Origin of the sequence: Paenibacillus gansuensis (assembly GCF_042684925.1) — a bacterium.
Classification (GTDB): Bacteria; Bacillota; Bacilli; order Paenibacillales; family DY6; genus Paenibacillus_N; species Paenibacillus_N gansuensis.
Genome location: NZ_JBHUME010000005.1, coordinates 21288 through 46577 on the forward strand (window position 1 = coordinate 21288; position 25290 = coordinate 46577).

The window sequence follows — 25290 nt, forward strand, 5'->3', positions numbered from 1 at the left end:
TAACACAGTGAAGGCTGCAGATCCAATTGATCGGCGGCCTTTATTCAAGTAAAGGGCAGTATAGCGAAATTTAGATGGAGGATCAGAATGGAGATTGAATTCTCTTGGAGACAAATAGAGCAAGACAAAATTGGCCTCGATATGCCAGGATTTCATTGGTGTAGTCATGGTCGTGTGTTGACGATTTACCTGGTTGAATCGGAATCCATTGTAATGATTCATGGTGAAATGCCTGGAGTAAAGCAATACGATGTTTTGATTTTTGATGAGACCGAGTATATATCTAATCGTTTCTATCCAAATAAAAAACGAGTCGAAACAATCCCCCAAGAAGAGCGGTATCAAATCCAACAGTCATTAGTCAATTGGTTAGAGGACAGAGGAATAAGGCATGACATTAAAGTAGGTACATAACTTATCACACTAATGAGGAATGAATTATAAGATAAAGGAATTCTCAAAGCTGCCGCGAATATGTTCGGCAACCTCGTTAAGCTAAAGGGCAGGATAGCGTGGTGCTGGGCATCAATAATTAGAGTATACTATTCTTGAATTTGAAGTGTGTCTCATGCCCGAACATTCTCATATCCAAACATATCTCAAATATGACCAATACTACTTCAAAACGTTATCAGGCATTTTATACTTTATTGGAGGAATAGTATGAGTGAGTTTACAAGTGGAGTATTATTCTTAAGAAAAGATATTAGATCGATTTCGAGTTATGTTCAGCGGATAACGGCTTTTAACTGTATCGTTAATCACTTAACTCCTAAATGGTCAGTAGTATTTATTCCTCACACAGTTTCGATAGAAAACTTTTGTGAGAGTTTGTCCAATAAGGTACCTTTATTGTTTTTTTGGAACAATGAGGATCACGGATGGGGTTATCAGTTATTCTTAAGAGGATCACTAAATGTAGAATTCAATATAGAGTATGAATCTACTGAAGATCATATTGGCAAAGAAGTAGATCATTCAGCAGTAATAGCCGTCTTTAAACCCACAAAAAAGAAATCCATCTCACCGCAAGATGTGATGATTGATGGTAATAATGTTGAAAATTTCAAAATGATCATGGGTCTAGAAAAAATGTCGTGGTTAAATTACGATAAATGCGATGAAGATGTACTGGATTCTAATATAGAGATAGAATCTTACGAAAATACAACATTAAAAATAGTGGACAAAGAAATTACAGATCTAAGCCCATTCCGTAAGAATGGAAAATATGGATACATAAATGACGAAGGGGATATCGTAGTAAAACCCATTTTTGACCGAGTTGATTATTTCTCAAATGGGCTTGGTCGGGTTAATTATAAAGGTAAGAATGGTTTCATCAATCACACTGGTGAATATGTCTTAGAGCCTGTATATAACTGGGCATCGTCTTTTAGTGATAACCGTTGTGTTGTAGATCTGGAAGAGAGTTCTCTGGTAATAACTAAAGCGGGAGAAGTTATCTCAGAGATCGATAGAAAAAGTTATAAATCTTTTTGGCAATTCAGCGAAGGGAAAGTCAAAGTCGAAACTCGAGATCGACTTATTGGATTTATGAATGAACATGGTTCGTGGGTCATAATGCCGAAATATAAAGAGGCAGGACACTTTAACGATGGCTTCGCATGGGTTACTCTGCCATCAGGCAGAACCGTCTATATCGACGAAAAAGAAAAGAGTTTACAAGTACCGCAGGGGTACAGAGTCGGGTGCGCATTTTCTGAAGGAGTGGCTATTGTAAGTCAAAGATTGTCCAGTGGTGCGATAGATACCAAGGGGACATTGCTGCTGGAACATTTACCATTCACAACGGATTTCTTTAGGGAAGGATTACTAGCCGTTAAATATGAACATCAGTATCAATACATAAATGTTCATGGTGAAGTAGCGATCGAACCAGCTTTCGACGGAGCATTTAGTTTTTCTAACGGTGTCGCAATGGTAGATATTAAGGGGAGAACTTCTTTTATAGATAAAAGCGGCCGTCTGCTTTATAAGCCTCAAAAATATTACAATACAATTATGCAGTCTATAAGGGAGAATACGATATTCAAAACGGGGCATAAGGATCGTTTTATGTACGTGAGTAAGTTAACTGGTGAGCCTGTATTTTACCTGGAAGAGCTTGATATATAGGGAAGGCTGAAATTAATTAACTATACTCTATACTCCCTTCCGTTGAAGATTAAGCTAACGGGAAACGATAGTTCAATAATTCAGCAGCAGTCTAAGACTTTATTTTCTCGTCCATGGTTGCTGTTGTTTCGTTTTTTTGGGTCAGTCTAATACTTTTTTTCGTCTACAATTACGAACGGTTGCAAACAAAACTAAACGGCCTAAGTCCAATGGAATTCAGGACAAAGGCCGCTTAACTGACTTTATTATTTACACTGTCTACTTGACGGGGGGCAGTTCAACTTTTGGGACAGCCTCTTGTATTTTAATCTACCAATTGATGCTGTCGATATAGAGGTCTCCGGTCCAAGTTCCATTGGTCTGAATCTCGATTCCGAGTGAACGGCTAGGCGCGACTGAATTGGCAGGATAAGTTAAAGTGATGGTATTCCAGGCATTAGGCGTCAAGGAGCTATAGGCTTTCCAGTTGCTGGTCCATGTATAGTTATAATCCATGATGAAAGGCATCACATAATTCAAGTTTGCGCCGCCCGGTACCCAGATACGGTACGTGATGGTTTTTCCTGCAGTGATAGCTGGACTATCTTTTGAAATTTTGTACGTACCCGAACCGTTGACACTGACTTTTAAGGAACCCGTGCCTGAGTAGGCACGTGTTGTTGATTGGGAAAGGGTTACAGCGGCAGCACTGCCGTAAAAACTGTGCATAGTCCCGTTCTCGAAATTGTATACGGAGGTGTCAGATACCGGAGGCGTACCACCGCCTGTGCCGCTTGTGACAAGTACGGAGATACTTCTCGCCGGGAATACAAGGTTGCTTGCTTGCCCGCCGCTTACCGTGAAGTTTCCGCTGTCCGTCATATTCTGGGACGAGGTGGTGACAAATTGCTGAACCGAGTTTCCGTTTATTCCTTTGACATCTAACGTCTTACTTGTGGTTGTAGGATTAACTAATAGAACTACAGTCTGGCCTGATGGGTTTACAAAGGCCATCATATCGTCTTCGATGGAGCCGGTTGCTTTTAGAGTCGTATCCGTTGTGGACATCTTCCGAACTTTGGAGCCGGCAGGCGCATTCTTCCATAGCTTGGAGAAGACGTAGAATAATTTGCTTCGGACCGGGGCGGTGTCTCCGGTCAGCAGATTTTCCGGGTGGGAAGAGTTATCATTCGTATGTCCCCAACCTCTCCAGAAGAACCAGTACGTATGTTCCATCTCCACCAAATCTCTTGCGAAGTGACGCATGCCATTGATGGTCCAGTCGATTTCGGAGGTGCCGTAATCAATTGGGGACCATTCCGTCATCCACATTTCTTTTCCTGTATTTTTGGCCTGTGTATTATAGTTAGTCAGTGTGCCGATTTCCTGATAATATTGATCGTACGTATGTGTCGCAACGACATCAATGGCATTCTTTACAGTGGTATCGCTTAGTCCCGAGAAATTCGTTCCGAGCTGATTCCAATTCGAACTGGGATACTGGCCTTCGGGCCCGAACACTTTGACGCTGCTCAAACCGCTGTTGTTTAATTTGTTCTTGAGCTTCACAAGTACGCGCTGATATTGAGTCTGGTCATAGACACATCCGTCATATCCCACAGCGGCGCTGGGTTCATTTTGGAGTGAGAACGCTTTCGCTTTACCGACACCCTGCTGGTCTAGCCAGTTGAGGGCATCTGCGGCGTATTGAACGAAGGCGTCCTCCATATCGGTTCTCAGATGCGTCGCCTGGCCGCTTGGCGTTTGACCGTTAATGTCGGCAGGATCCTTCATGGCGGCGGGCGGCGACCATACGCTGACTACATAATCCGTTATTCCGTAGTCGCGCGCAATCTGGATTTGCTGCTTTAAGTCGGCCAAAGCAGTTGTATTAAGGCTCCAGGTTGCGGCGTTAAACGCTCTAGGCTGCAGATCCACGCGAATAATGTTCAATCCAAGCTCGCTGTAAAGTGCACTTTGAATCTGAGACTTGTTAAAGATCGTAAAATTCTGCGTTCCCGATTCGGTATTCCAATCTGAACGGAAGTAAGATGGAAAAGCACCCCACCCTTTCATCGTCTGCGAGTCCGTGGACGAAACCGTCACGGAGTTGGTAGCTGCATGCGAACTCCCCGGGAATGATCCCAATACAAGAGTGACGAACAACAGCATGGCAAGCCCTGAGACGTGCGCCTTCCGGTAAAACTTCATCATAAGTTACCTCCTAAGAGTACTGGTTTTCCATGCCGCAATTGTGAAAGTGCTTACATGGATGAGAAGATTATAATCAACGGCAGGGAGATAAAGGAATAACCAGAACCATCATGGATATAGCCATTTTGTTCGAATCTTGATATGAAGTTATAAATTATGATATAGAGATGGGGTTCACCAGCTCCTTATAATGGGGTCAGGGGTGATCCTATGAATCCGGTATCCTTGGAAACCAATCTTTCACTTATTGATTTGCATTGGGACAGTGTCAGTTCGGGGTGGTCGTACCCGGAACATTCTCATCGCCATTTATTTGAGATTATGTATATTATTGAGGGTCAGCTGGAACTAAAAATGAACGCAGAGCGTTATAAGCTTTCCTCAGGAGATGCAGTCCTGCTGCGACCGAATCAGCTGCATTCCGCGGAAACGAAGCAACCCTCCTGCACCTTCTTCTGCTTTCATTTTACAATGGACGATCCCGAGCTGATCCGAATGTTGAATCTATCCGATAAATGGATGTATTCCGCCCAAGATTCGTTCACACAAGGATTAAATCGTATATGCGAAGAAATCTTTCTGCTGGTGAGAAACTCAAGCGGATTAGCTGTGGTGACAAATCGAATGAAAATGATCGCGAAATTATATCAGCTTTTGGAAACGATTGCAAAAGGACTGCCCTCCATCCGTCCCTCCGAGGATGCCGGGGTAGATCTCTCCACATTGGAAATGGCCGAGAAAATCGCCGGGGAACTGAAGAAACTGGCGCATTCCCGCCTGTATGCCAGCTCACCAGGTTCCGGGAAGCAGGCTGTGCAAGAACCCGTTTATCTAACGATAAATGACATTTGCCGCAGTATGGGGCTCAGCCCGTCCAAATGCAACCGGGTATTCAGAAGCGTATATTCCAAAGGCCTGCGAAAATATCTTTCCGACCTTATCCTACATGAAGCCAAGCTGCTGTTAACAAACGAACAGTTAAGTGTGGAACATATAGGAGATTTACTTGGCTATCAAGACGCAGGCACGTTCAGCAGGCAATTCAAACGTTGGACCGGCATATCACCGAAAGGATACAGGGACAGAATGCGATGAACAGAACGATTTCTCTATTCTCGAAGATGATGATCTTAATTGTGCTTATCTTGGCTCCGGTCATCCTCTTATTTGTTATTTCCAACAAAATCAGTGTCAGTGTACTGCAGGAAGAGGTTCAAGGAGAGAAATTAAATCAGCTCTCTTACTTCGGTACGCAGATGGATGCTCAAGTGGAGCAGATCCGCAATAATGCGTCCATGTTACTTAAAGATCCGGATGTTCAGGAGTTTGCCACTAGCCAGTACTTTCCTATGTATTTTGATTATGCCAAAGCCGTGCACCGTCTAGAGGAAAAAATATTCCTGCAAATCTCCGCCGGCCGATGGCAGAGCGAGGTGTCCTTGTTTTTCCCGGGCGTTTCCAGAGTGATCTCGACGGTTGGGCGGGTAGAGTTTTCGATGGGGGAGTTAAAGGAGCAATTCGATTATAAATGGCGGTACCGTCAAATGAACATTAGAGGGAGGGAGGATTACCAATTCGTAAGCTATCTAGCCGATCCCTTCAGTGAGAAGCCCGACGTGAAGAGCGCTTTAGCGGTAGTTCAGGTCAGTTTCTCTTCGTCTCACATGAAGCGCATGCTTGAAGCCTTCGGAAGGGAATTAAAGGGCGAGCCATTCCTGTATTATCCCCAGTACGGGGCCGTCACTGATCACGAAGCAGTTAGTCCGATTATACCCAAGGTCATTCAAGCCCTCTCTATAACCGAGGACAAAGCAAAAGAGTATAACCGGGTTATTAAGCTCGATAACATCAGGTATTTGGTCAGTGTGCGTAAGCTGCAGTCGATGGATGCCTACTTGATCCATTATGTTCCTTTTGAAGAGATTGTAAGTCCGATGAAACATTTTCAAAATCTTTTTTACATAGCGATAGTCCTGCTTCTTGTCTTAGGTTTATTTGCTGTATTTATGCTGTACCGCAATGTGCAGAGACCGTTGAAACAATTAATTAAGGGCCTGCAGCATATTAAGCGAAGGGACTTTGCCGTGCGGATCCGGAAACAAAGGAACGATGAGTTCGGCTTTGTGATCGACCAATTCAACCAAATGGCAGAGGAAACCCAAGAATTGATTGAAAAAGTTTACACAGGGGAGCTGCATTTAAGAGAGGCCACGTTAAAGCAGCTTCAATCCCAGATCAATCCACATTTCCTTTACAATTGCTTATATTACATTAAGAATAAAGCCGGAATCGGCGAAAAGGACGCTGTAATCGCGATGGCCCTAAGTCTTGGGGAGTACTTTCGATATACGACTAGGACGGAGACGCAAACGTGTACGCTGGAGGAAGAAATCGGCTTTGTTATGCATTACTTACGAATTCAGGACTTGCGGATGCAGCGGTTTCAAATTGAGAATTCCGTACCCTTGGAGATGTATCATTTGCAGATTCCCAGACTCATTCTGCAGCCCTTTATAGAGAATGCGATTATTCATGGAATCGAACGCAAAAGCGGGGAAGGAATGATCCGAATTACAGGACAGGTTGAGGGTCAAGTGAACCGGATTGTGATTGAGGATTCGGGTGCAGGCATGAGTTCGCAGGAAATCGACCGGATTCACCGCAACTTGCAGTCTGTCCTTGATGAGACCATGGGATGCGGTATCTGGAACGTGTATCAGCGGATGCTGCTGCAATTCGGCTCTGAGACGGAGCTTGTTTACGAACAGAGCTCTTTAGGGGGAGTCAAAGTCGTTTTGGAGTGGAAGGTTGCAGTCAGCTATCAGGAGGCGGTATCAGAATGAATTTACTTATAGTGGATGACGAGATCTCGGTGATAGAAGGCTTACTGGGGACGATCGAATGGAGCGGGATCGGGTTTCATACGGTTAGATCCGCTACGTCTGCTTTTGAGGCTATTCGGCTAATGGAGGAAGAAACGGTCGATGTGGTCATCACCGATATCCGGATGCCAGAGATGAGCGGACTGGAGCTGGTGCAAGCTATCGAAGAACGATGGGACAAAACCAAATGCATCCTTCTTACGGGACATAAGGAGTTTCACTATGCCCAGTCTGCATTGCGCCGAAAGGTATTCGACTATATTCTGAAACCGGCCAGCGATGAAGAGATTATCTGTACCGTTACAGCTGCCGTGGATGCAATACATAACGAATGGAATCAAGCCAGTTCAATGCAAAAAGCAATGTACACCTTAAGAGAGCATCTTCCTGTCTTGAGAGGGAATCTGTTGTTGAAACTGCTGCATGGACAGTATAAGAGGCAAGGGGATTTGGAGCTTAAATTCAATATGCTAGAACTGCCCTTTACTCCAAAGGATCGGGTGGTATTACTGCTGGTAAGGCTGGATACGGGGGTTGACCCGGAGGATCCCTACAGTTTGCAGCTCTACGAATATGCGATCATTAATATGGCGGAAGAGGTATTTAACGGAGGATTCAGTCTCTGGAGTACCCGGGACGTTCACGATTACCTGGTCATCGCGTTAAAGCAAAAGGAACCGGCGGCTGAATTTACATCCGCTGCGGGTGCCATGGAGAACTTAAGCGTAAAACTCCAGGAATGTATTCAACAATATCTGAAGCTGTTGGTCACCGTCGTATTAAGCAGGAGTGCTGCCTTAACCGATGACTTGTCGGATGCCTACAACGGCGCTCTTTCCTATCTGCGTAAATACGGCAATCAAGGGACTGCGTTATTCCTCTCGGTATCGCATGAGAACAAGGATGCCAAGGTAGGTTCGTTAAAAACCCCTTATCAGTCGCCGACGCTGCTGCATCTTCTGGAGGCGGGCAAATGGGACGAGGCCGAGATCAAGGTCAAGGACATCTGGTTGGAGGTTGCCAGCTCCTGGGAAGGCTCTGAAGAGCATATTATGGAGGCTGTGCACGGGATCATTGCGGCATTTACCTGTATCGCGCACCATCACGGGCGTCATCTGTCAGAGATTATAAGCAGTGAATACGGCTTCTTATGGGGTCAAGGCCTGCGGATCCGCACCAAGGCGGAGGAATGGACCTTACGGGCGCTGCGCTCCATAAGAGACGATATATGGGAAGAATCGAGACATAACAGGAATCATATGGTTCGTCAGATTCAGGACTATATCGTAAACCATCTGTCAGAGGATCTTTCACTGACTGCGCTTGCCTCGCTGGTTTATATTCATCCTGCCTACTTATCCCGCCTTTTTAAAGACGAAACCGGGGGAGGAGTAAGTGACTATATTTTACGGCTTCGAATGGAGCATGCAACCTACCTGCTGAAACATACAAACCTGAAAGTCTACGAAGTTGCCAAACAAACAGGTTATCAGAACGTAGCCTATTTTATTAAAGTGTTTCGAACCTGCTATAACCAAACTCCGCAGGAATACAAGGACCGGTCCTGCCCGGTTCCATAAGAAGGGGCAGAGCGCTTTCAAGGCTCTGCTGCTTCTTTTTTTCGTTAAATATATTGCTACGAAGTTAAAGATGTTCATATATCTCTGCGATTTTCGGTGTTCTATAATCAGGACAGAAGATAACGATAGATAGGAAAGAAGGAAGAAGGACATGAACACAGCCGCTAACGTCCAATCCGCAACGGATGCAATACCAGGTATATTCAACGAACCTCACCGCTCAAAGCAACGATGGAATTTTAGGCGAAATTGGCCGCTGCATGCGCTGCTGCTTCCCGGGGCGCTGCTGCTGTTGATTTTTAATTACGCTCCTATGCTGGGATTGGTTATGGCTTTTCAAGATTATAAGCCATGGACTGGCTTTGCAGGATCGGAGTGGGTAGGACTTCAACATTTCCGTACGATGTTCGAGTTTGATGAAGTGAAGCAGGTAATATGGAATACGTTGTGGATTGCCTCTTTCAAGATCATCTTTCACTTACTAGTGCCATTATTCTTCGCGCTTATGTTGAACGAAGTGAGAGGCATGCTGTTCAAACGCTCCATCCAAACGCTCGTTTACCTGCCTCATTTCTTGTCATGGGTCATACTGGGTGGAATCTTGATCGATATTCTATCTCCGTCAGGCGGACTGGTCAATCAAGTCATCGTATTCTTCGGGGGAGAGCCCGTTTTCTTTCTCGGCAACGGTACATGGTTTCGGATTACCTTAATCGCTACAGATGTCTGGAAAGACTACGGATTCGGGGCCATAGTGTTTCTGGCAGCCATTGCAGGTATAAATCCTGAGCTTTATGAAGCGGCACTGATGGATGGGGCGAATCGTTGGAAGCAAACGCTCAGCGTCACACTGCCTTCCGTTCTGCCCATTGTCATTGTAGTAGGCACCTTATCACTCGGCAACATTCTTAACGCAGGCTTTGACCAGATTTTCAACCTTTATAATGCCCTCGTCATCAGCAAAGGGGATATTATCGACACTTACGTCTATAGAGCTGCTTTATTGCAGGGGAACTTCGGATTTGGCGCGGCAGTCGGCGTGTTTAAATCAGTGGTCAGTCTCGTACTGATCGCGATTGCCTATCGAATGGCTTATAAGTTTGCGAACTACAGAATTTTCTAGAAGGTGGTCCAGGAGCACATGGCATATAAATCAGCTTCCTATCGAATCTTTACCTGTATTAATACGGTCATCATGGCCGTTCTGGCGCTTTCCAGTATCATTCCTATTATTCATATTCTGGCCGTGTCGTTAAGCAATAAATCCGCCGCTGATGCGAACCTGGTGGGCCTGCTGCCTATCAATATTACCTTCGAGGCTTATAAATTAACGTTGGGGAATCCCAATTTCGTGGATTCTTTACTAAATTCCTTCTCACGAACCGTGGTAGGGACGGGGCTTAGCATAATGATTACCGTCATGATCGCCTTTGCGTTATCGAAAGAAAAGCAGGAATTTAGAGGGCGGAACGCATGGGCATGGTTCTTTGTATTCACCATGTTATTTAATGGCGGACTGATTCCTACTTATATTATGATTCAAAAACTGCACCTGCTGAATACGTTCTGGGTCATGGTGTTACCCGGTGCGGTGAACATATTTAATATGATCCTGCTGTTGAATTTCTTTCGCACTTCGGTACCGAAATCCCTTTCGGAAGCGGCATATATTGACGGCGGCGGCCATTTTCAGTGCCTGATCCATGTTTATCTGCCGATATCTATGCCGGCACTCGCCACCATTTCGCTCTTTACTTTGGTAGGTTACTGGAACGAATGGTTTTCAGGGCTCGTGTTTCTTAACAATGCGGACTTATACCCGCTCTCCACCTTATTGCAGACGATTATTGTACAACAGGATTTCTCCAGAATGAATGTGGACCCGTCCGTGGTCGCGGCGATTTCCAACCGAACCGTGAAAGCCTCGCAAATTTTTATAGCTATGATTCCTGTAATTCTGGTGTACCCTTTCCTTCAGCGGTTTTTCGTCAAAGGAATGGTGCTCGGTTCAGTGAAAGAATAGATCAACTGCGGTAATAACTTGACTATCCTTAAGATAGATGAAAATGAATAGGGGATATCAATTATTATATTTATTACTATCATTCAGGAGGGTTTTACGTGAAAAGGATGAACAAAGGGGTCTCGTATTCTGCTTTACTCATTTTGCTGATGAGTTTCATGTTGTTGTCAGCCTGTACCAAAGACACGAATCAAAATGGCGAAGGTAATAAGCCTCCAGAAGATGTTCAACCCGCCCAAGCAGCAACCGATAATCCCTACTCCGCACCGTTCAGCAACGGAAAGTTCGATCCGCCTATTACGTTATCAACAGTAAGAATTGTTGGAGGCGATGTGAAATTCAAGAATGGGGAGACGATGGAGAACAATGTTCATACGAAATGGGCAAAAGAGAAACTGGGGATTGATATTAAAACAGACTGGACCGTGGCGAACGGGGATGCTCTAAAGACGAAACTGCGCTTAGCTTTAGCTGCAAATCAGACCATGCCCGACGTTCTGGCGTTCCGCGACGATGAGTTAGCCAACGAACTGATCCAATCGGGAAAATTTATGGAAGTCGGTCCCCTGTTCGAGAAATATGCTTCTGCTTCATGGAAAGAGGCCATGAGCGGAGATCCAAGCGTGTGGAATACGTATATCCGCGACGGCAAGAAATACGGGATTCCCATCCTGGATTATGCCTACAATACGGATGAAGTGCTGTGGATCCGTCAAGATTGGCTGGACAAGCTAGGTATGAAGGCTCCTGCAACGATAGACGAACTGGAGAAAACCATCGAAGCCTTCTCCACACAGGACCCGGATGGCAACGGCAAAAAGGACACTTACGGATTAACGTTCGGATTCAAAAATCAGCTTAATACCTGGATGTCCGGCGTCGGCTCTATCTTCGGAGCTTATGGCGCATTGCCTAATCAATGGATGGAGAAAGACGGCCAATTAGTGTACGGTTCGACCTTGCCGGAAGCGAAAATGGGCTTGGAGAAGCTGCGGAGCTGGATGGAGAAAGGTTTCGTTCCCAAGGATGCCGGGTTAGTAGATGAAGTAAAAGCGTCTGATCTCTTCATCGCAGGTCAAGCCGGTATCGTTTTGGGTCCGCACTGGATGCCCGGCTGGCCTTTAAACGCTTTGACCGATAACGTCAAGACGGCCAAGTACCGTGCTTATCCGATTCCTGCCGGACCTGACGGTAAGGCGATGCGCAAAGGCACGTTGACCAATAACGGTGTAGTTTTGATTAATAAAGATATGAAGAATCCTGATGCGTTTATCGTTTATCAGAATTATTTATTCGATCATTTTGCAAATCCTGAGGTTGGCGGAGAGTTTGAATTCGGTATGGCCGAAGGGTATGATTGGGCGAATGTAGACGGAAAGCCGACTACAGACACCAACAAAATCCCAGGCGGCGCAGTCGTGGTTTCAAAATATACATTAACGTTTGACGGGGCAAGAATACCTACCCTTGAACTGGAGACCTTGGCGAAACTTGCTTCCGGCGCTCAGCCGGTAACGCCGTTCGAGAAGATTGATGCGGCCAAGGACCCGCTCTGGATTCAAGCCGGCGGTATCGTGATGCAGCAGAAGGACATATCCAAACCAGAGAAATTTGTGGGGGCTCCTACGAAAACGATGAAAATCAAGAAAGCCTTCCTGGATAAAATGGAGAAAGAAATGTATGCAAAAATCATTTATGGTGAACTTCCTCTGACCGAATTCGATGCCTTTGTTGAGAAATGGAACGCCCAAGGCGGAGAACAGATTACGAAGGAAGTAAATGAGTGGTATCAATCTTTGAAATAAACGTAAAACCCGGCCCGGGGCTGCTTTACTCGGGTCGGGTTTTTGCTTGTGGAAATGTTCGTGTTTGTGAGTAACAGCTACTCTGGATGATTAACGAGCCGAACGTTGCTTCTGGGATATATCAATTCGACCGGAGGCGTGCGGATCACATTGGATGTATAACTATGGTCTCTAGCTGCTCTGGGGCACGGGTTATTACAGCAGATTTTGTTATTCGCTCCCGCGTTCCCACTGATATGCTCGCATAACTCCACCCCCTAACCATGTAGGAGGGGCAGCTTGTTCTTTTCAAGGATACTCATAAGTAGTTGGCCCAATAAGATCCGCAGGGATGTAACCATGTAGAGAAAGTCAGCGATATGGTCCTTTCAGGCCCTGTAGGATGAGAACAATTGGGAAGACTCGTACTTCGAATATAAAAGTATAAAATGTACACTTTAAACTGACTTAAAGTTTGATACATAATGGGGTGGGCAAGAGGGGATATGCTCTTTGCGGAAGGGACTCTTTCTATGCTCTTAGTCGAACGCAATATTTTCTGCAGCAGAGTAATATTTATGAATTACAATTAGCTGAGGAGGCTGTTTGTATGGGTGCTTCACATTTTTCCAAACAGGATCTGTATGTCTCACCGAACGGGAATGACAATTGGTCGGGGCAGTTTCCAGACGGAAATAAAGAAGGAACGGACGGTCCATTACGGACCTTAGAGCGGGTGAGAGATCTTCTTCGGGCACGCAAAAGGCTGGGTTATATGCATGAACCTGTTACAGTATGGCTGCGGGAAGGGATGTATCCTGTATGGAAACCCCTAGAGTTCGATTCCCGTGATGCGGCCCCAGTTACCTATCGTTCGTATCCCGGGGAACAAGCCGTATGGCATGGAGGAGTAAGGATTCAAGGCTGGAAAGAGGAGCGGGTAAACGGGAAGAAGGTATGGGTATCGGAGCTGCCAGAGGCTGTAAACCGAGATAGGGGGTTCCGGCAGCTGTTCGTCAATGGGGAGCGGCGCTCCAGAACCCGCCTGCCCAAAACCGGATATTATACCATGTTGGATGTGCCCGGATTGGACAAGGGGCGTAGCATCTTTGAGGTGTTGTTCCAGGGCTCCGACAAATTTCAATGCGAGCCTGGGGACTTTAAGAATTGGAGGAACCTGACCGACATTGAGGTGGTAGTTAACCATCTATGGATTGATGAGAGGATGCCGGTTCAATCCTTTGATGAAACATCAGGTATGGTTCGTTCCTCCAGAAGAAGTGCGATGGCCTTAATGGATTCCCACGAGAACGGATTTGCCCGCTATTACATTGAGAACGTATTCGAGGAGTTGACCGATCCGGGGGAATGGTACATGGATCGGATTGAAGAGAAACTTTATTATATCCCGATGCCGGGGGAGTTGATCGGGAACACTGAGATAGTAGTACCTGTCACAACCCAGTTCATCCGAGTTGTCGGTCAGCCGGAACAGAACATTTTTGTGGAGTTTCTGGCCTTTAAGGATATAACCTTCCAGTACAGCGATTGGGTCCTGACATCCGGAGGCGGAGGGGGAGAACGGCTGAAGATGCCCGAAATCGATTACGCTTCTCCTATACAATCTGCCTTTACTGTCCCAGGGGTCTTATATTTTGAAGGAGCGAAGTCCTGTACTGTAGAGGATTGTACCATAAGGCATATCGGTCATTACGGAATTGAACTGGGGGATGGGTGCATGGGCAACCATGTGGCGGGCAATCACATTCATGACACCGGTGCTGGCGGCGTAAAGCTGAACGGGAGTGAAGCGAACGGGCCTTTGTCAAGACGTACCGGCCGCAATCAAGTCACGGACAACCATATCCACGCCATAGGAAGGGTATTCAACAGTGCTGCTGCAATCCTAAGCATGCATGCTTCAGGCAACACCTTCTCGTACAACCATATCCACGATTGCTACCACAACGGAATTTCCTGCGGCTGGGTTTGGGGCTATGCTGAGAATGTATCCCACAGCAACCTTATAGAATACAATCATCTGCATGACATTGGAAAAGGTGTTCTCAGTGATATGGGGGCGATTTATACATTGGGAGTTCAACCCGGTACCGTAATCCGGGGGAATCTGATCCATGATGTCCGCAAAGGGGGTTACGGGGGCTCGGGTATTTATACCGACGAAGGCAGTTCTTACATTGTAGTCGAAAATAACCTAATCTATAACGTAGACAGTTATGCTTATTTCCAGCATATCGGAAGAGAGAACTTGATTCGTAATAATATCTTCGCTTTCGCGGGAGAGGGTTTGTTCGCTCTGCAGGCCTCTCCTATACTCGATGGGTGGAATCAATTTACATTGGAAAGAAATTTATTAATAACGGACGAGAAACCGTTCTTCTTCGGTTCCTGGTACGCATGGTTGAACTCCCGATTGTTCACCTCCGATCTTAATCTACTGTGGGATATGTCGGATGGTCCTCTAATTGCCCACAATCTTTACTGGTCAATGGGGGAGAATCAAATGGTAACGGAAAGGCTGGTCTTGGAGGAATGGCGGCAATTGGGCTATGACCAACATTCTATCGTAGTCGATCCCCTGTTGGACGATAACGGGGAGTACCCATTTTCATTGCAGCCGGACTCACTAGCCATGTCTCTGGGGTTCCGTCCATTCCATACTTCCAGGGTTGGGCCCCGCTCGAAGGAAAAACGAGTCTCATACGGGGATGAATCAAAGGAATTTATGTTCGCGTAACCGTCACCACCATGGCCTAACCGAGGGAGTCGCGGCAATCATTATACTCGTAGATATAACCTGCCGGATATTCATCTGGCAGGTTATATCTGATTTGAAGGACTCGATCCCTACGCTGCATAGAGTATTCCGGCTGTGCAAATAACTTTGCTGCTGCAATGTCCTCCCAGCGATTCAGATGTACATTTTGTATATACCCATGGATGATTTTAAAGATAAGAAAGTATAAATAATACAATTTCTAAGTGGATGATTTTGTAACAAGATTGTTATATCAAGCGTAAAGGAGGGACGCATTTCTTCGAAAGGTTCAGAAGGCAAATCTGTTAAGCGCTGTAATTGAAAAACGAAGAACATATGGAGGAGATGAATTTGATGTTTCTTAGTAAATGGAAAAAGGTAATAACACTCTTTTTTGTAATCGCTCTCATTGGCTCCGGCTCCTATTCAGGTAAGGGCGGCAATGTTGCGCATGCAGCAGGCACTTATTATGTTGCTCCGAACGGAAGCGACAGTACCGGTAACGGTACATCAACAAACCCATGGAAATCGCTTGCATATGCTTCGGCACATGTAGCTTCCGGGGACACCATTCATTTGAAGGCGGGCACATATACGGAAACCCAAATCAGCTATATCCCAGTTGGCGTAAATGTCGAGGGCGAGGGTGTCAATAATACGATCATTCAGTCCTCCGCTGCTGTAGATCCATATCTGGAGGCTCTGATTATGCTCCAATCCCCTGAGGGTGCACCGCAGAACGGGAATCAAACATTGAGCGGATTTACAATTGATGGAATGCAAAGAGCTTTGGAAAGCGGGATTTTTGTCTTTAGAAGGAACAATGTAACGCTTCATGATATCAATGTCAGCAATACTCATTTTTCCGGTATCAAGGTCTATGGATATTGGACTGATGATAACGTCGAACCAAGTTATTACGGATCTGGTATCCAATTATACAACATCAGATTAACGGAAACCTCTCGGGATTTGGATGGATGGAGCTCGGGTGCTTTGATGCTGTCCGGACTACAAGGAGCTGATATTCACAATATAAACATTACCGAATCCGGTGGATATGGGATTAAATTCGGAGCAGGCGGCGGTTGGTTGAAGGGTGTGAAAATTCATGACAGCACGATCCATGTCAATTCCTACGATCCTTTCTGGGGATCCGATGCGTCCATGGAATTATGGAATGTAATTGAGAACAGTGAAGTTTATAATATTAAATCAAACAATTGGTTTTCATTTGTCAACAAGCTGGAGACAGCACCGGGTGTCACATCTTTGAAAGTGCACGATAACCAGATCATCTCGGAGCGGGTAGACAGTCCGAAAGAAGCTATCGAATTTTTAGTAAGCAACGGACAAATTTATAACAATTATATGGAGCAATTTCAATTCGGGGTTGTTGACTACAGGGTTGGGAATTCTTCCAACAATTTGATTCATCATAATGTATTTCGCAATCCACAAGTATCCACGAGGGCCGACAATGCTGGAATTCTTATGAATTCCCGTCAGTACGCATTCTCCGGGATGAAGGTTTACAATAATATATTTGATAATTACAAGATCGGCATTCAATTTGGCGCTGAAAGCGGAACATTCATAAACGGTGAAATCAAGAACAACATTTTCATAAACACTCCCGTTGGTATCCGTACCCTGACCAGCTCCTCTGCAAACATGAGTAATTTCCAAGTGCAAAATAATATTTATCACAATGTGCCTACTTTTGTTCAGCATAATAGCGTCCCAACCAATTGGCAGCAATCGAATAATTTCAATACCGACCCGGGGATGAAAAAGACTGGCGCCATTCCCGCACCTTATTACATTCCATCCTCCTCTGCGAGCACGACCGTTAATACGGGGGTCAATGTTGGTCTGCCGTATTCCGGTTCAGCTCCTGATATCGGAGCCTACGAGTTCGGAAACACATATCCGGATTCCCCTACTGTGAAGAAGTTGGAGGCAGAAAACTACAGTTCTATGTCAGGGATTATGAACTATGGTTCAGCCATTGGAAATTTGGATCACGGAGATTGGATTGCTTATAACAGTATTAATCTGGAAACAAGTCCTTACAGCGTCGAGGTATCCTTGGGAGTTCCCTACAATTATGCCGGCCAGCAAATTGAAGTTCGCACCGGCGGCCCAACCGGTACTCTATTAGGGACCCTTACCACTGTGGGCTCAGGAGATTGGGGCAGCTACGGCCGTCAATCTGCAACGCTCAGCGGGACCGGCGGTGTGCAGAATCTATACTTTGTATTTAAAGGAAACGCAGGCATCGGAAACTTGGATTGGATCAAAATTTATTCAAACAGCATAAGTGTTGCAGACACTCAAGCACCTTCGGCACCAACGAATTTGAGCTCCCCGTCGAAGACGAGTACCAGTGTGAATTTGTCTTGGACTGCTTCTACAGATAATGTGGGTGTAACTGGCTACGATGTATATCGGGGGACTACCTATGTAACCACTGTAACAGGTACGACTGCAACGGTTACAGGTCTAACCGCGAACACGGCTTATACCTTTAGTGTTAAGGCCAAGGATGCGGCAGGCAATGTGTCTGCGGCCAGTTCCGGCCTGACTGTTACAACGAATCCTGCTGCGGTTACCGTTATCGATCTGTCCCACAACGGAACTGGTGCGGCCACTTTCGGATCCTCCAGCAACGAAGTGAAAAGATGGCAAACCTTCCTCGCCAATACCAACAATAAGCTTGTCAGTGTGGATCTTAAGTTGAAACGCATATATGGTAATCCCAGCAATGTAACGGTACAGCTGTACGCTACAAGCGGAGGGAAACCCACGGGTTCACCGCTTGCTTCCGCAACTATTAATGCGTCTTCTATAACAGGAACGTTGGCTGTTGTGAATGCAGCCATACCTTATACCGGATTGGTAAACGGTACGGAATACGCCATTGTCCTGGGGCAGCAAAATACAATCGACGGTGCTTACGGCTGGTCCAGCGGTGCAGATGTCAGCACCAGTTATCATTTCGGCAAGTTCGATGGAGGGTCGGTATGGACCGATGAATCCTTTGTTGGAGATGGTTGGATGAAGGTCAACGTCAGCAATTAAGGGCAAGCCGGCAGGACGCATTTGGGTCCTGCCGGCTTTTTTGTTGAGAGGGGTGTCAAGACTGGAGAAAAGCCGGATTGTACGATTCTGACTTTTGCATATTATCTATAGATTCCATTGTGGTTCCTACCGGTTTGATTTATGATAAGGGCACCATAACGAAAATGTCAGAATGGGGAGACACGCGGATGAAGGTTCTGGAACTATATCGCTCAAGAAAATATTTACAGAAAATTATGCTGTCCATTACGATGCTTCTGTTAATAAGTCTGAGTGTCTCTTTTACTGTTCTGTACTTTAAGTCGGAGAGAACCGCTTTGGACATCCAGTTTCATGCCAATCAACGCGTTCTCAACCAGGTAAATTCCAACATTTCATTTATAAATGATGTTGTACAGAATCTGGCAGTCAATTTGTACAATGATAATGAAATCGCTTCCATTATTTATAGCAGAACCAATGAGCCAATCGATCTCATCCGTGTAACTAACAAAATAAATAAAACAATCGACTCCACCTCCTTTGTGCATTCTGTTGTTCTATACAGGGGACAGGACAAGGCAACTCTTTTCCAGTCCGATATCAATATCGCCATGAATGAGGATGAAATCAAGAGCTCCGTTTTGAAGTATATGAACAACAACCACGACATTCGTAAGTACAAGCTATTTCCCCTGAATTTATATTCAAAGGACGGCGGAATGGATGTATTCTCTTATGTTATATTTGACTCCTTGAATACGCATCAGCCAGGGGAGCCGGCTCTAATTCTTAACATTAAACCGCAATGGTTGTTCAACAACCTTGGTGCCATGAACGAGAATACGGAATACGATGCCCATACGCTGCTGCTAAACCAAGAAGGGTTGTTCTACACAGACAGAGCATTTGAAATGGCTGATCAGAGGCAGATCATCAGTATCGTGGAAGAACTGAAGTCCGGCCCAATGGGATTCCGGGTCAAGGAGATCGGCGGCAAAAAGAGCATTGTTTCCTTTCAGAATACCGATGTCAACGATTGGATGGTCGTTACCATTCAGCCCTATGATAACGTCATGAAGCGAATCATCAAAATGAGAACAACATTCTTTTATATCTCCTTTACATTTATTATTGCATCCGTGCTAATGTCCATATGGATATCCCACAAGCTTTACGTACCGGTTAATCGTTTACTTGCGCAAATTAAAGGCCAGGAGGCTTTTCAAGGAAGAAGGAGGGATGAGCTTACATACGTAAGTGAAGCATTCCATCAAGTGATGGATAAGTTAAATGTCGTAAAGGATGCCCAAAGGGATAATCAAGACATCGTTAAGGACTATTATTTGCGCCGCGTCATAACAGAGAGCGTTTCGTTCAGCAAAGAAAACTGGGAGGTTTATATCCGGGACCATGACCTGCAAATATCTTCGCAGGATGGCCCATTCATCGTGTGTGTGATGAAGATGGATCGTTACAAAGCTTATACGGATACATACAGCTCGAATGAGAGAAAGCTATATACTTTTGCCCTGTCTAATATTATTAAGGAGCTCGTTTCCTCCCGATTCTATTGTGAGTGTGTGGATATCCGCAATGAGTATACATTGGCTGTCATAAGCCGACGTGATCAATGGGATATAAGTATAATTGAGACTTTACTTCTGGAGGCTAATCGTGTCTTTCATGTCTTTTACAAACTCTCATTCTCAACGGCGATGAGCCGCGAGTTCCATTCTCATCAAGAAATGGCATCCGCCTATAATCAGACGTTGAGCATCCTGTCCTATAAACTTCTGTTCGGAGACGCGGCTGTTATCTATCCCCAAATGGTAGAAGAGAATCTTCAATCCAGGCAATCCGTTATTACACATGATATCGAACGTAAACTTTCCGAAGGCATTAAGGCGGGCCGTAAAAAAGATGTACAAGAGGCTATAACTGACATTTTCACTTCCTTGCGGAAGTATGATTATGACGGTATTATCAGTTATTTGTTTCACCTTCTGTTTATTATTACGAATACCCTTAAAGAAATTAACAGCAATCGGATCAGTATTGTTGCTGTCGATACAGTCGACTTACATCAGATCATTCTGAATGGGGAATCGTTATCCGACATCGAGGAGACTTTTCTTGAGACGGCCCTGCGCATAAGCGAGAAACATAAGAATGTCGACGAAGAAAGCAACGATGTTCTGGTCGAGACCATCAAAGAAGTGATCGAATCCAATTATTCCGATTCTAATCTTAGCCTTCAGGGCATTTCCCACATGATCAAGATGTCCCCCGCGTATGTTGGCCGCAAGTTTAAAGCCGTAGAGCTTGTATCTATCGTAGATTTTATTAATGATGTCCGGTTAAGGCACGCTTCCCTGTTGCTGGAGAGCAAGAATATCAGTATAAATGAGGTGATGGAGCGTGTTGGCTTCTCGAACGCAAGCTATTTTTACCGGATTTTCAAAAAGAAATATGGCAGCACCCCTAAGGAATACCGTTTAAAAAGATCAATTGGATAAACTGCATAGAACTGGAGTATAAGAGGCCTAAGAGCCTCTTTTTTTTGCAGAAAAGTATAAATTGTACATTTGGATAGTCAGAGAAATCCAGATAATATGCTGTTCCAACTTGCTTACTTCTTGCACAATGAAAGTAGTTTGCGGAAGGTACAAAGTTTAGGAGGAGCTGCAGATGCAGAAGGTCGATTTGTTTCATAAAGACTGGCCCGTGTGGAACGCCATACGTGAAGTGGGTCGTCGTATCCCGGATGTGCAGATAGCCATTCCGGAGTGGAACTACGAGAAAACTCTTTATAAGGGTCCGGGGCAGTACGAACATATCAGTAAGGGGACCATTGGTTGGGGAGACAGATGGGATGAGAGAAGTACGTATTTCTTTACTGTGGACTGCAGTGTCCCGGTTTGCTTCAATGGAAGGAATCTGTATCTGGCAATGGACATTGGAGGAGAAGCCGAGGTCTATGTGAATGGCGAAGCCCGGGGCAGCCTGGATTACGGACACTCGGATGTGCACTTGAGCGATTTGGCAAACTCGGGGGACTGCCTGAAGATAAGGGTCCTAGCAACCAGACATGCCCATTCTTATGAAAACATAGAACGCCAAAAGGATGTCTCTTATGACCACCATATTTTCAATACCTCCAAGCTTGTTTCCAAAAACCGTACAGTGGAGCATTTCTATCGGCTAGCGGGGTATTTGTTTGATGTCAGCCAGTTGGAAGAGGAGAAAGAATGGTGTGGCCGGATTAGCGCCCTGCTCCGCGAAACGCTGCTTGATTTGGACATCAGCGGAACGCGGGAATCCTATGTCTCATCCGTTACCGAAGGAATTCAACGGATAACGGAGGGTGTACGCAGCATGAAGCTTCCGTATAAGTACACCAAGGCCATTATGATGGGACATTCCCATTTGGATTTAGTATTCAAGTGGCGTTGGATAGAGACCGTACGTAAGGTGGAACGTACATTATCCAACACATGGAATGTGCTCAGCCGTTATCCGGAGGCAGTCTATTCTCAGAGTCAGATCAAAATTATCGAGACATTGGAACAGCATTACCCCGACTTATTCCAGAAAATAGATGGATTGGTCCGGGAGGGCCGAGTGGAACTAGTGGGCAGCCTGTGGGTCGAATATGATACAAACCTTCCTTCCGGAGAATCGCTGATCAGGCAAACCTTATACGCGAAACGTTATACGGACGGACACGGTTATCCAAGAAGCAAGGTATGTTTTTTGCCGGATACCTTCGGTTTTTCCGGAATTTTACCCCAAATCCTCCGCGAGTGCGGCTACGAGTACTTTGCGACGACCAAACTGGCATGGAACGATACAAACCCCTTTCCCCATACCTTCTGTGAGTGGCAAGGGATTGACGGGAGCAAAATTAAATTCTATTTCATGATTGTCGGCTACGGGGGGGAGGCAGGCTTCTCCCAGGCCGTTGGCTTGCGTATCAGGCCGAACCAAAGGGAAATTCCCGTCGGCTTTATCCAATATGGCCTCGGTGATGGCGGCGGCGGTATCAGCGAAGAGATGATTCAAAACAAGCGGGTCATGCAGGAGCTGCAAAGTCTCGTTGAAGTGAAAGACGGGACCATTGAGGAATGCCTGCAGGAGATTGACCGAAGCATTCCAGTGCCACCTGTTCATGCAGGGGAAATTTACTTCGAGAATCACCGGGGCGTATTTACCTCTCAGGCGCTTATAAAGAAATATAACCGGGAATGCGAGATCCTGTATCGAAATGCGGAGATACTTTCCGTAATGGCAAACAGTGAAGGATACCCATACCCCAATGATCGGTTGGACAAAGGCTGGAAGACGGTCTTGTTCAATCAATTCCACGATACGATATCCGGTTCTCTGGTCCACGAAGCGGTAAAGGATGTATGGGAGTCCTATCGGGAGGCCGCAAAGGATGCGGAGAGTATTACGGAGGAAGCGCAGAACTTCTTAACCTTACCCGGAGAAGGATTTACGGTTTGGAATCTGCTGAACTGGCCAAGAAGTGAAGCCGTTCAAATCAGCCTGCCTATGGAAAAAGCAGATCAATTGGACCCTGCGCAAGTTCAAATCGTAGGGGGTAGAAGCGGAGCTGCGGAGATATTGATTGAGGCTTCGGACCTTCCGGCTTTCGGTGGAAAAACACTTACATTACCCCTCCGGAATGCCGATGGAATCTCCGGGTATATCCCCACCCCGATGGATGATCCGTATGTTCTGGAGAATGGGCATTACCGGATTGAGTTCGATTCCAACGGCGAGATGAAGCGTATCCTGGACAAGAGCTGTCAACGCGAGGTGCTTGAGGGAGCCGGGAATCGCCTGGAAGCATTTGTCGAACTCGGAGATTACTTTGATTCCTGGAACATCCTCTCAGACTTCGAAATGAAACGTTATGTTATCCAGGAGATAAGTGAGATCGCCTTGATTGAGCAAGGGCCCATTCGTTGGACTATGAAGGTAGTAAGACGATTCCGTGAGTCTATAATCCATCAATATATCTCCATCCACCGTACAAGCCGCCGTATCGATATTCGGACGGACATGGACTTCAAAGAGCCGCGGATTTTGCTTAAGGCAGCGTTCGAGGTGAAGGTTGTGGCCAATGAAGCGGTCTACGATGCCTCCATGGGAAGTGTTAGCCGGTCCACAGGGAAGGGAACCAGCTATGAGAAAGCACAGTTCGAAGTCCCAATGCATAAATGGATGGATTTGTCGGACGGCGCTTACGGCGTAGCCCTATTGAATGACAGTAAATACGGAGGGGATATCAAAGGCTCTACGATGAGGCTTACCCTGCTCAAAACCGCACAGTACCCCGACCCCTTGCAGGACATCGGAAGGCATGAATTTACGTATTCCATCTATCCTCATCACGGTGATTACCGGAACGGAAATGTGGTTCAGGCTGCATACGGGCTAAATCATAGGGTGACGGTACAAGCAGGAGCTTGGAGTGCCCCTTGGAACAGCTGGATTTCCTTGGAGGGAGAAGGCATTGTACTAGAAACCGTCAAGATGGCAGAGAAGGGTCATGGAATCGTATTGCGAATGTATGAAGCTTACGGGAATGCAGCCGAGGCCAAGCTGTCTGCAGAATATAAGTTTTGCAAGGCTTACCGTTGCAATGCGCTGGAGGAAGAACCCTTGGAAATCCCTTATGAATCGGGTACCTTGCATCTACCGTTCCGACCGTTTGAGATTGTAACGATATGGCTGCACGATTAAGCTTTCCCGTTCGCATAAAAAACAGGATTCTACATCCTAAAGAGCACAAAAATACAATATGTACACTATGACTGAGCCCGAAATTTGTGCATGATACAAATGCAAGGATGAGGTCAAGGAAAAGAAAGAGAAAGTGAAGGTGGAGGCGAACAACCATGAGTGATCCAACCCCAAAGAGAATGACAAAACGCAATCGGTTCATGCGCAACTCTGAGCTTACCATATTGTCGCTGCCAGGAGTTCTTTATACATTATTATTCGCCTATCTTCCCATGATCGGAATAGTCATCGCGTTTCAGGACTACAGGGTGGATCAGGGTTTTCTGCATAGCGCCTGGGTTGGCTTGGACAATTTCCGGTTTTTCTTTGTAACGGATTATGCGTGGAGAATCATTAGGAATACAATCGGCTACAACCTGACTTACATGATCATCAATACGACATTCGCACTAATCTTCGCGCTATTGTTAAATGAAATCGGCAAATTCTTCGTCAAAATTTATCAAACCGTGCTGTTTCTTCCATACTTTCTCTCCAGTGTACTGGTGAGTTACATCACCTATGCCTTTTTGGAGCACAAACACGGGTACCTGAATCAATTTCTTCTTTCCATTGGCATGGACCCTCATAAGTGGTATCTGGAATCCGCACCATGGATCGCGATTCTTCCTACCGTTGCCTTATGGCAGGGAGTGGGCTTCGGAACACTAATTTATTATGCGGGTATTCTGGGAATCAATCATGATTATTACGAAGCGGCACGGCTGGACGGAGCCAACCGGTTTCAGATGATGACCAAGATCACATTGCCTTTGTTGACACCGCTGATTATGATCCTGTTTATTATGGGAATCGGCAATATTATACGCGGGGACTTCGGGCTGCACTTCTTTATCCCGAACAACTCTACCTTTACCTATTCGTCAACTGACATCATCGATACTTATGTGTATCGGGCATTAAGGCAGCTGGGGGATGTCAGCATGTCTGCAGCAACCGGTGTTCTGCAGTCCGTAGTCGGATTAGTGATGGTGGTTTCCGCCAATTACCTGGTGCGCCGGTTCAACGAGGATAATTCACTTTTTTGAGAAAG

The 25290-nt window shown here is 45.7% G+C and carries 15 protein-coding genes; 14 read left to right on the forward strand and 1 reads right to left on the reverse strand.

The genetic code is table 11. The features are described from left to right. Positions 1-87: 87 nt before the first annotated feature. The 3 genes from ACFSUF_RS04135 to ACFSUF_RS04145 all read left to right on the forward strand — a co-directional run bounded on the left by ACFSUF_RS04135 (position 88) and on the right by ACFSUF_RS04145 (position 2375). On the forward strand, positions 88-414 hold the full coding sequence (locus ACFSUF_RS04135) for a hypothetical protein (RefSeq protein ID WP_377600437.1): 327 nt from the start codon (positions 88-90) through the stop codon (positions 412-414). A gap of 249 nt (positions 415-663) precedes the next feature. Continuing rightward, positions 664-2139, forward strand: a complete 1476-nt coding sequence (locus ACFSUF_RS04140) for a WG repeat-containing protein (protein ID WP_377600438.1) — start codon at positions 664-666, stop codon at positions 2137-2139. 113 nt (positions 2140-2252) lie between these two features. Then, positions 2253-2375 (forward strand): IS3 family transposase, encoded by a 123-nt coding sequence (locus ACFSUF_RS04145; protein ID WP_377600440.1) that lies wholly within the window; start codon positions 2253-2255, stop codon positions 2373-2375. Positions 2376-2448: 73 nt separating this feature from the next. Here ACFSUF_RS04145 and ACFSUF_RS04150 read toward each other — a convergent pair whose 3' ends face one another. Further along, positions 2449-4332 carry a glycoside hydrolase family 30 beta sandwich domain-containing protein gene (locus tag ACFSUF_RS04150; RefSeq protein ID WP_377600442.1) on the reverse strand — a complete coding sequence of 628 codons (1884 nt, stop codon included), beginning with the start codon at positions 4330-4332 and terminating at the stop codon, positions 2449-2451. A gap of 210 nt (positions 4333-4542) precedes the next feature. Between ACFSUF_RS04150 and ACFSUF_RS04155 the strand changes: the two genes are divergently transcribed. The 11 genes from ACFSUF_RS04155 to ACFSUF_RS04205 all read left to right on the forward strand — a co-directional run bounded on the left by ACFSUF_RS04155 (position 4543) and on the right by ACFSUF_RS04205 (position 25285). After that, positions 4543-5427 carry an AraC family transcriptional regulator gene (locus tag ACFSUF_RS04155; RefSeq protein WP_377600444.1) on the forward strand — a complete coding sequence of 295 codons (885 nt, stop codon included), beginning with the start codon at positions 4543-4545 and terminating at the stop codon, positions 5425-5427. Continuing rightward, a complete protein-coding gene (locus ACFSUF_RS04160) occupies positions 5424-7175 on the forward strand; it encodes a sensor histidine kinase (RefSeq protein ID WP_377600445.1) in 1752 nt (583 codons plus the stop codon). Before ACFSUF_RS04155 ends, ACFSUF_RS04160 begins: the two co-directional genes overlap by 4 nt. Next, positions 7172-8794, forward strand: coding sequence for a response regulator (locus ACFSUF_RS04165; protein WP_377600447.1), 1623 nt, complete (start codon positions 7172-7174; stop codon positions 8792-8794). The genes ACFSUF_RS04160 and ACFSUF_RS04165 overlap by 4 nt, the downstream gene beginning before the upstream one ends. 151 nt (positions 8795-8945) lie before the next feature. Then, a complete protein-coding gene (locus ACFSUF_RS04170; RefSeq protein ID WP_377600449.1) occupies positions 8946-9917 on the forward strand; it encodes an ABC transporter permease in 972 nt (323 codons plus the stop codon). An 18-nt stretch (positions 9918-9935) separates the two neighbouring features. After that, positions 9936-10817 (forward strand): carbohydrate ABC transporter permease, encoded by an 882-nt coding sequence (locus tag ACFSUF_RS04175; protein ID WP_377600452.1) that lies wholly within the window; start codon positions 9936-9938, stop codon positions 10815-10817. A gap of 107 nt (positions 10818-10924) precedes the next feature. Further along, the gene (locus ACFSUF_RS04180; protein WP_377601716.1) at positions 10925-12622 is read left to right on the forward strand and encodes an extracellular solute-binding protein; all 1698 of its coding nucleotides are present in this window, start codon (positions 10925-10927) and stop codon (positions 12620-12622) included. 589 nt (positions 12623-13211) lie between these two features. Further along, positions 13212-15359, forward strand: a complete 2148-nt coding sequence (locus tag ACFSUF_RS04185; protein WP_377600454.1) for a right-handed parallel beta-helix repeat-containing protein — start codon at positions 13212-13214, stop codon at positions 15357-15359. 375 nt (positions 15360-15734) lie between these two features. Further along, entirely contained in the window at positions 15735-18464 is a 2730-nt protein-coding gene (locus ACFSUF_RS04190) for a carbohydrate-binding protein (RefSeq protein WP_377600456.1), read from the forward strand. 188 nt (positions 18465-18652) lie between these two features. After that, positions 18653-20962, forward strand: a complete 2310-nt coding sequence (locus ACFSUF_RS04195) for a helix-turn-helix transcriptional regulator (protein WP_377600458.1) — start codon at positions 18653-18655, stop codon at positions 20960-20962. Positions 20963-21134: 172 nt separating this feature from the next. Further along, a complete protein-coding gene (locus ACFSUF_RS04200) occupies positions 21135-24197 on the forward strand; it encodes an alpha-mannosidase (RefSeq protein ID WP_377600460.1) in 3063 nt (1020 codons plus the stop codon). 155 nt (positions 24198-24352) lie between these two features. Next, the gene (locus tag ACFSUF_RS04205) at positions 24353-25285 is read left to right on the forward strand and encodes an ABC transporter permease (protein WP_377600462.1); all 933 of its coding nucleotides are present in this window, start codon (positions 24353-24355) and stop codon (positions 25283-25285) included. The last annotated feature ends 5 nt before the right edge of the window (positions 25286-25290 follow it).